Origin of the sequence: Helicobacter sp. (genome assembly GCF_022511165.1) — a bacterium.
Taxonomy (GTDB): Bacteria; Campylobacterota; Campylobacteria; order Campylobacterales; family Helicobacteraceae; genus Helicobacter_C.
This window is the reverse complement of sequence record NZ_JAFLSB010000002.1, coordinates 57,755-65,004: the sequence shown is the minus strand read 5'-3', so window position 1 is coordinate 65,004 and position 7,250 is coordinate 57,755. Positions and strand designations below refer to the sequence as shown.

Annotated in this window: 10 protein-coding genes, 1 tRNA gene and 1 pseudogene; 3 read left to right on the top strand and 9 right to left on the bottom strand. The window is 39.3% G+C overall.

Annotated features, from left to right (window positions below; genetic code table 11):
• Positions 1–337, bottom strand: a pseudogene (locus J1E28_RS00700) (TolC family protein); the annotation flags it as partial.
• Positions 338–403: 66 nt separating this feature from the next.
• On the opposite strand from J1E28_RS00700, the gene J1E28_RS00695 reads away from it, so the two are divergent.
• Positions 404–1,264: a TIGR02757 family protein gene (locus J1E28_RS00695; protein WP_291026016.1), complete on the top strand. Its 861-nt coding sequence runs from the start codon at positions 404–406 to the stop codon at positions 1,262–1,264.
• On the opposite strand, the gene J1E28_RS00690 is transcribed toward J1E28_RS00695, so the two are convergent.
• The 6 genes from J1E28_RS00690 to J1E28_RS00665 form a co-directional block, all read right to left on the bottom strand.
• Entirely contained in the window at positions 1,253–1,678 is a 426-nt protein-coding gene (locus tag J1E28_RS00690) for a prepilin-type cleavage/methylation domain-containing protein (RefSeq protein WP_291026015.1), read from the bottom strand. The genes J1E28_RS00695 and J1E28_RS00690 overlap by 12 nt on opposite strands.
• Positions 1,665–2,135, bottom strand: a complete 471-nt coding sequence (locus J1E28_RS00685) for a type II secretion system protein (RefSeq protein WP_291026014.1) — start codon at positions 2,133–2,135, stop codon at positions 1,665–1,667. Before J1E28_RS00685 ends, J1E28_RS00690 begins: the two co-directional genes overlap by 14 nt.
• A gap of 9 nt (positions 2,136–2,144) precedes the next feature.
• A complete protein-coding gene (locus J1E28_RS00680) occupies positions 2,145–2,663 on the bottom strand; it encodes a phosphoglycerate mutase family protein (protein WP_291026013.1) in 519 nt (172 codons plus the stop codon).
• A 9-nt stretch (positions 2,664–2,672) separates the two neighbouring features.
• Positions 2,673–3,365, bottom strand: a complete 693-nt coding sequence (locus J1E28_RS00675; RefSeq protein ID WP_291026012.1) for a 5'-methylthioadenosine/adenosylhomocysteine nucleosidase — start codon at positions 3,363–3,365, stop codon at positions 2,673–2,675.
• A gap of 31 nt (positions 3,366–3,396) precedes the next feature.
• A complete protein-coding gene (gene fabD / locus J1E28_RS00670) occupies positions 3,397–4,341 on the bottom strand; it encodes an ACP S-malonyltransferase (RefSeq protein ID WP_291026011.1) in 945 nt (314 codons plus the stop codon).
• A gap of 74 nt (positions 4,342–4,415) precedes the next feature.
• Complete coding sequence (locus J1E28_RS00665) at positions 4,416–4,541, bottom strand: hypothetical protein (RefSeq protein WP_291026010.1); 126 nt, start codon at positions 4,539–4,541, stop codon at positions 4,416–4,418.
• A gap of 47 nt (positions 4,542–4,588) precedes the next feature.
• Between J1E28_RS00665 and J1E28_RS00660 the strand changes: the two genes are divergently transcribed.
• Positions 4,589–4,679 (top strand) — tRNA-Ser (locus J1E28_RS00660).
• A gap of 129 nt (positions 4,680–4,808) precedes the next feature.
• Here J1E28_RS00660 and J1E28_RS00655 read toward each other — a convergent pair.
• Both J1E28_RS00655 and J1E28_RS00650 read right to left on the bottom strand, forming a co-directional pair.
• Entirely contained in the window at positions 4,809–5,420 is a 612-nt protein-coding gene (locus J1E28_RS00655) for a YceI family protein (protein ID WP_291026009.1), read from the bottom strand.
• An 8-nt stretch (positions 5,421–5,428) separates the two neighbouring features.
• On the bottom strand, positions 5,429–5,959 hold the full coding sequence (locus J1E28_RS00650; protein ID WP_291026008.1) for a MarR family winged helix-turn-helix transcriptional regulator: 531 nt from the start codon (positions 5,957–5,959) through the stop codon (positions 5,429–5,431).
• A gap of 196 nt (positions 5,960–6,155) precedes the next feature.
• Between J1E28_RS00650 and J1E28_RS00645 the strand changes: the two genes are divergently transcribed.
• Positions 6,156–7,247, top strand: a complete 1,092-nt coding sequence (locus J1E28_RS00645) for an NAD(P)-dependent alcohol dehydrogenase (RefSeq protein ID WP_291026007.1) — start codon at positions 6,156–6,158, stop codon at positions 7,245–7,247.
• Positions 7,248–7,250 lie beyond the last annotated feature (3 nt).

Here is a 7,250-nt window from a genome sequence, read left to right as displayed (position 1 = left end):
CACCAAAAATAATATTTTGATCCTCAAGCGCAATGGGTTTAGCAAGAGAGTGGAGCAAAGCATCAAGCGGGGGCTGTATCGCACCTAAAGCAGAAGCATCAAACATCTGTAAGTGCATTGGCTCTTGGAGGCGAATATAAGCTGCGCCTACTGAAATTTGAGGAAGGTAGAGCATTTTTGTCGCATTTCTTAATTTTGCTTGTTTTTGTTGGGCACTTTGTGAGCTTTTCAATCCATCATTTTGAGCTAAAACTTGCTGATATGCAGATTCTAATGCCAAATACTCCGCTTGCAATACATTTGCAAATAATGTAGCAAGAAATATCCACTTTTTCATCATTCGCCTTTTATGCTAAAATGGCGCGGATTCTAGCGCAAAAAATATCAATAATAAAGGGGGTTTATGCAAAAACTTAAAAAGTTACTTGATAAATACTATGAATGTAACAATACTTCTAGTGCATTAAGTCAGGATAAACCTGATCCGCTCCTTGTAGCTAAAAGTTTTGAATCTCACCCTATGAGCGCAGAAATAGCCCTAATATGCGCTCTACTTTCTTATGGTAGCGCAAAAATGATTGTTCAAACGCTCCAAAGTCTTGATTTTAGCCTTTTACAATCACTTCAACGCATTAAACAAACTGATGAAGAAGCATTTGCTTATTATCGATTCCAAACGCGTGGAGATATAAAGGCTCTCTTTTTACTTGTTGCCTCTATGCTTGAAGAAAATGGTTTAAGGGCGCATTTTCACTCTGCTTTTAATCATTCTCCCTTAAGCCTTACTCATTGGAAAGGGAGCAAAAATACCTATCACGCGCGTATGCTTTATAGTATCTATTATTGTATGGATAGGTTATATCATTATGCCGCATCTCATCATATCCCCTTAAGCAAAGGACTTTATTTCGCACTTGGCACATCTTTGAGCGCACGATTAAAAGATAAAGGCACGATTCCCCAACAAGCCTCTGCGTTAAAACGTTGGCATATGCTTCTTCGGTGGCTTGTGCGCAAAGACAAGCTTGATATGGGGCTTTGGCAAGATTTTCTCTCCCCCGCATATCTCATCTTGCCACTTGATATACACACTTTTAGGCTTTGCAATCAGCTTAAAATTTTAGATTCAAAACACTACAATCTCCAAAGCGCCTTGCGAGCAACAGATACGCTCGCACTTTTACATAAAGATGACCCGATACGTTATGATTTTGCACTCTATCGCCTAGGACAAAGCGGGGCATATAAACATCTACTTGTCTAAGATTCTATCGCTTAACTCCTTGCACAAAGGCTCGGAGAGTTTGCAAAATATTTTAGGATTAAGCACGAGATTTGGTGGATCTATACTAAAAACAACGCTTTGTGTGCCAATAACTGCAATCAGTTGAGCGCCCTGCACATTGAATCCGCATTGAGGCTTTGCATTCAAGCTAAGATGATGAAGTATATTTTGAGCATAGGTAGGATTTATAACATCTTCACGAATAAAACTCTCTGTATAGTAAGCACTCAAGGCATTTTGTGTATGGGCAAGTTGTGCCTTAAGATGCAAAAGGCATTGTTTATGTGCAACATAACCTAAATAGCGCACCCCAACGCCTGCAATTACAGCAACAATTACAATAATACACACTAGCTCAAATGCGCTAAATCCCGCCCTTTTAGAATATCGCATTTGAGGTGCTAAGAGGCACTTCTCTGCGCGTTGTGTGTCTCTCAAGGAGTTTGGTACAAAGTGTAGAATCTGCTTTTTGCTGCACAAAAAAGACAATCTTACCATTTTCTTGCATAAGCGTAACGCAATCATTTTGCGTATCAATTACGCCATTTTTAGCAAGACGCACACCATTGCCCTGCGCCACCCAACGCGAATGACTAAGCCCAGCTAATTCAAGCATTAAAGCCCCATCAATACTACTTGGCTCAATATTTTGAGTAAAAACTTCGCGTTGCAAGGCATTGATTGCGCTAATAATATCATTTTCAACCGCAATAAGTTGCGCATCAGAACGTGTAAATGAAAGGCGAGGAATCGCCATAGCAGCGATGATTCCAAGTATGATAATAACAAACACAAGCTCAAGCATACTAAATGCACCGCGTTTGTAGCCTCTGTGCAAAATCTTTTTCATTGTAATTTGTTATTTTTTGAAGTCTTCAAATATCAATGGAGGCGCGATAAAATCAATACTCCCTCCAGCCTCAAGGCTACCATCATCACTTTGCACAATAAATCTCATTAATACCCCCTTAGGCACGAGCGCACGAAATGAGGGGCAAAGATAGGTAGCAAAGCTTTTTAAATCCGGCTGATGCCCCACAATGAGGATATTTGAAGCCTTTTGAAATGCCTTTGTTTGCGTAAGCCTCATATAGCCATCAAGCCCACAATCAGGGGCAATATCATCGCTAGTGATAATATGATTTGACTTAAGATATTTTCTTAAAGGTTTAAGCGTCTGCTGTGTGCGTTTAGCGGGAGAACAAAACACCATATCAAATTCTAAATGCCTACTAATAAAATGTGCAATATTTTTGCTTTGAGTTTTGCCAAGCTTACTCAATGGACGAAAAATATCGCTCTTATCTTTTTTGTTATTCAGGCGATATTCTTCCCTACTTATCGTATCGGCGTGTCGTAAAAGCGTAATCGTTTTCATTTTTTCTCCTTATTTTAAGATCTGCTCACACATACTCACCACAAAATCCGCACTGCGCTTTGCAGAACTTTCTAAAAATTCATCAAAGCTTACATCAGCGCTCCCATCAGCACTATCACTAATTGAGCGCAAAATACAAAATGCGACTCCACACGCATCACATACAACTGCCACTGCCGCACCCTCCATTTCCACAGCTACTGCGTTAAAATGCTCTACAATCCATTGCTTTTTTTGACTGTGAGCAATAAAACTATCGCCTGAAGCGATAATACCCTCCTTAAGCACAATGCCTTGTGTTTGAGCAATATTTTTTGCAATGGCATTAAGTGCGGGGCTAGATTCTATATAAAGCTTACTCTCGGGGATAAAGCCTAAAGGGTGTCCAAATGCACTAATATCCACATCATATTGACAAAGCTTTGTGCCAAGCACCAAATCACCTACTTTCAAATCCCCACTCAAAGCTCCAGCAACGCCACTAAAAATAATCTGCTCACAACCAAATTTAAAAATCATCACGCTTGCACTTAATGCAGCGTGAATCTTACCTATTTTACTATAAGCGATAAAGATTTTATGCTGATTTTTGGTAATTTCATAATAGATATTTCCACCGATATGATGCTTTGTGTGATGCCCAAAACATTGAAGTAAAGGGGTGATTTCCTCAACCATTGCCCCTATAATGCCAATAACCATTGTTACTCCTTTGTAGATTCTTTAATTGCGCCTATGCGTTAGATTCTAAACCCTTTATCCCCTCAATACATTCTTTAAGGCTTGCAAGATTGCTTACATTCCAAGTAGGAGCTTGGGTTAGTCGTTTATTTAGTCCGCGCAAAACATTGCCATTACCATATTCAATAAACGCATCTACTTCGCCATTAAGCTTAAGAATAGATTGCTTATACAGCACAGGTTGGGTGAGTTGGCTACTAAGAAGAGCTTTTGCTTGTTCTTTAGTATGATAAAGCTCAAGTGTAGCATTAGAGAGAATAGAAGTGCTTAGATTTTTATTGAGATTTGCTTCTAAAAGCTCCTTAAAAGGCGCGGTGGCAGATTCTAATAATGGGCAATGACTTGCCACAGACATAGGCAAAAGAAGCGCACGCTTTGCTCCAAGCGCCTTAATATCAGATTCTAATGCGCTTAAATCATCTTTTCGCCCAGCAAGAACAATTTGCCCATCGCCATTATAATTTGCGCACCACACGCTTTTACCCTCTTTTTGCGCATTCGCACAAAAAGCCTCAAGCTTCTCATCAGCAAGCCCTACAACAACCATCATTCCAGCATTTTTGCCTTCACACGCCTCTGCCATTAGCGCACCTCGCTTATGAATGAGCGTAATACCTTGTGCAAAACTACTGCCCTTGCTTAATACAACCGCACTCACTTCGCCCAAAGAATGCCCCATTGCCACACTTGGATTAAGCGGATACTCACTCTGCAAAATAGCATACGCAATAGCACTTACAAGAAAAATTGCAGGTTGGGTGTATTGAGTGAGATGAAGCTTGTCATTTTCTTCAAATAAAAGCTGCTTCATATCCAAATGAAGCGCGTCCCCTGCTTCTTCAAAAAGTGTCTTAGCAATGGTAAAATTCTCATAAAATTCCTTCCCCATACCTACGCTTTGTGAGCCTTGTCCGGGGAATATAAAAGCATATTTCATAATGTATCCTTTGTGCAAAAATAATGCGCCCTAGCAAGAATCTATACTCAAATCTACATCTCCCAAAGCGCAAACTAAAGATGATGCTTGCATTGTAGCAAACTTCCTATAAACTCACCATTAAACTCATATTGTAGATTCTTTTTGAGGTTATGCTTTTGTATGGGAGGTGTTAAGGGTAGTTTTATGAATTTTTCCATACAATAGCACTCTTTTTTGATTCTTGTAATTTAGAGCAAAAGCGTATGGACAGGTGGGTGAGTTGGCTGAAACCACATCCCTGCTAAGGATGCGTAGTCGCAAGATTACCGAGGGTTCGAATCCCTCCCTGTCCGCCACTACTTCAGCTTTTTGAATCCCCACCTTTTTATGATAGCATTAAAATATGGCTTATTTTACACATTATTAAGAGCTATAATTGCATAGCAAGCTTTGGGGCGATTTTGTATGTGCTACCTAATGCCGTCTTATTGCCACAAAGTTTTAAAATTAAGCTCTACTTTGTCGCTATTTACTTTAGAGCCTTCAATGCCAAAATCTTTGACATTAAGCTCTCCTGTGAGTGTGAGCGTAGATGTATTAAGATTCAACACAGAGCTAAGCTCTAAGGGCAGCTTCACACCATGCAAAGAAAGCTCTCCATACACTTTCCCTCTTATCTCCCCATTGTCTTTTTGCCCTTCAAGCCTCTCATATTTTGTCATTACAAAAGTGCTTGTGGGATAGGCTTTAGCATCAAAAAAATCAGATTCTAGCAAATGTGCATCTCGTTTTTTATTATCAGTAAAAACAGAGGCGATTTTTACTTCCCCGCTTAGAGACACAATCTCTTCGCCATTAAGCTTCAAATCTCCGCTAAAATCCCTAAACACTCCATTAACTGATAAAAATCCAAATTTTGATACCAAAAAGCCAATGCTTGAATCTCCGCTGATTTTTAGGCTCTTTTCTTGAGAGATTGCCTGATAGTTTGCGGCATAGCCTTGTGTGAGGCTCATAAAGACACATATCACAAAGCCAAACATCACTACTATGCTTTTACTACCTTTTTCCTTGAGTATTTTTACATTTTCTTTCATATTCACTCCTAAAGTATTTTTTCTTTGTTTTTTAGTCCTACAACCGCCTTATAAAGTATCCTATGAAGCTCCTGCATCTCTTCCTTACTTAAGTGTTCCAAGAGTAAGTCATTTTGCACCTCCTTTAGTATTTGATATGTTTGTTTAGCGTATTCTCTACCTTTTGATGTGAGGGTAATGAGATTTTCACGCCTATTGCTTGGGTTTTTCTTGCGCTTCACTAAGTCTTTAGATTCCAAATCATCAATATACATACGCACATAGTTTTTATCGCTCGAAGCAAAATCACATAACTCTATTTGAGAATAATTCCCTTGCGAGCATATCCATAAGATTCCTGCTTGTTTATGGATAATCTCTAGTGGGGCAATGCGTTTATCAAACTCCTTTGATAAACGCTCCCTAAGCTTTGTAGCAAGAAAGCCAATAGAATCATAAATGCTACAAGATGTATCACTCAAGGCTAATTCTAAAAATCCTAGCTCTAAGCAGTCTTTGTGGTTTTGTTTATCCGCTTTTGTTGGGGCTTTAGGTTTCATTGGATTCCTTTATAATAATTTTTAATGATAGTAATTAAAAATTATTATAATAAAAACTGATTATAAAATCAACAAAAATATCTCATTTTGTGCATTTTTATAAAAATCCTTAATCACTGCTAACATATAAGCCTTATAATTACGCTAAGAATCTAAAGCATTTAGGTTTGTTTAATCACTTTTTTAAGGAGTAGCAATGCTATTACAGGATAATTTGACACAGGCAACCACAGGGCAAAAAATTACCGCTAAGGGCTATGCAGTAGCACACAAGAGCGATACTTTTAAACCCTTTAGCTTTTCACGACACGCAATGGGTGAATATGATATTTTCATTGAGATTCTCTATGCGGGAATCTGCCATAGCGACATACACGCCGCACGAAGCGAATGGCGAGAGGGTATTTACCCTATGGTGCCCGGACACGAAATCGCAGGACGCGTAGTGGCAGTAGGAAGCAAAGTGAGCAAGTTTAAAGTCGGCGATTATGCGGGGGTTGGCTGTATGGTGAATTCTTGTGGAGAATGTGAAGCCTGCAAAAGAAGTCAAGAGCAGTTTTGCGAAAATGGCAAGCTTGTTTTTACTTATGATTGTCTTGATTGTTTCCACGATAATACACCAACCTATGGCGGATACTCAAATAATATTGTCGTAAGTGAAAAATTTGCTATTAAAGTGCCTCAAAATGCCCCATTAGACAAAGTTGCACCCTTGCTTTGTGCAGGTATTACTACCTACTCTCCCATACAATTTAGCAAAGTCAAAAAAGGCGATAAAATCGCCGTAGCCGGATTTGGTGGGCTTGGTATGATGGCTGTAAAATATGCAGTAGCATTGGGAGCTGAAGTCTATGTCTTCGCACGAAATAAAAATAAAGAACAAGATGCGCTTAATATGGGAGCAAAGGCGCTTTTTACTTCCACAGAGGGCGTAAAGGAACGATTTTCCTTTATCATCTCCACTATCCCTACATCTTATGATGTAAATGCCTATATCAATCTCCTTACTTTTGGTGGAGAAATGGCGATAGTAGGCTTACCACCAGCAGAAGCAAAATTGCAAGTGAGCGTAACGCGCCTTGTATATAGCGCAGGGAAAAAGGTATATGGCTCACTCATTGGGGGCATCAAAGAAACACAAGAAATGCTTGATTTTTCGCTTAAGCATCATATTTACCCAGAAACTGAAATTATCGGTGTAGAAGATATTAATCAAGCTTATAGCAATCTCACAAGTGGCAAGGCAAAATTCCGCTATGTGATTGATATGAGTAGCCTCAAGGCATAGCAA

Bases quoted from the DNA above. Each gene is read 5' to 3' on its own strand.
- J1E28_RS00695 (WP_291026016.1), top strand. From the start codon at position 404: ATGCAAAAACTTAAAAAGTTACTTGATAAATACTATGAATGTAACAAT.
- J1E28_RS00690 (WP_291026015.1), bottom strand. From the start codon at position 1,678: ATGCGATATTCTAAAAGGGCGGGATTTAGCGCATTTGAGCTAGTGTGT.
- J1E28_RS00685 (WP_291026014.1), bottom strand. From the start codon at position 2,135: ATGAAAAAGATTTTGCACAGAGGCTACAAACGCGGTGCATTTAGTATG.
- J1E28_RS00680 (WP_291026013.1), bottom strand. From the start codon at position 2,663: ATGAAAACGATTACGCTTTTACGACACGCCGATACGATAAGTAGGGAA.
- J1E28_RS00675 (WP_291026012.1), bottom strand. From the start codon at position 3,365: ATGGTTATTGGCATTATAGGGGCAATGGTTGAGGAAATCACCCCTTTA.
- fabD (WP_291026011.1), bottom strand. From the start codon at position 4,341: ATGAAATATGCTTTTATATTCCCCGGACAAGGCTCACAAAGCGTAGGT.
- J1E28_RS00665 (WP_291026010.1), bottom strand. From the start codon at position 4,541: ATGGAAAAATTCATAAAACTACCCTTAACACCTCCCATACAAAAGCAT.
- J1E28_RS00655 (WP_291026009.1), bottom strand. From the start codon at position 5,420: ATGAAAGAAAATGTAAAAATACTCAAGGAAAAAGGTAGTAAAAGCATA.
- J1E28_RS00650 (WP_291026008.1), bottom strand. From the start codon at position 5,959: ATGAAACCTAAAGCCCCAACAAAAGCGGATAAACAAAACCACAAAGAC.
- J1E28_RS00645 (WP_291026007.1), top strand. From the start codon at position 6,156: ATGCTATTACAGGATAATTTGACACAGGCAACCACAGGGCAAAAAATT.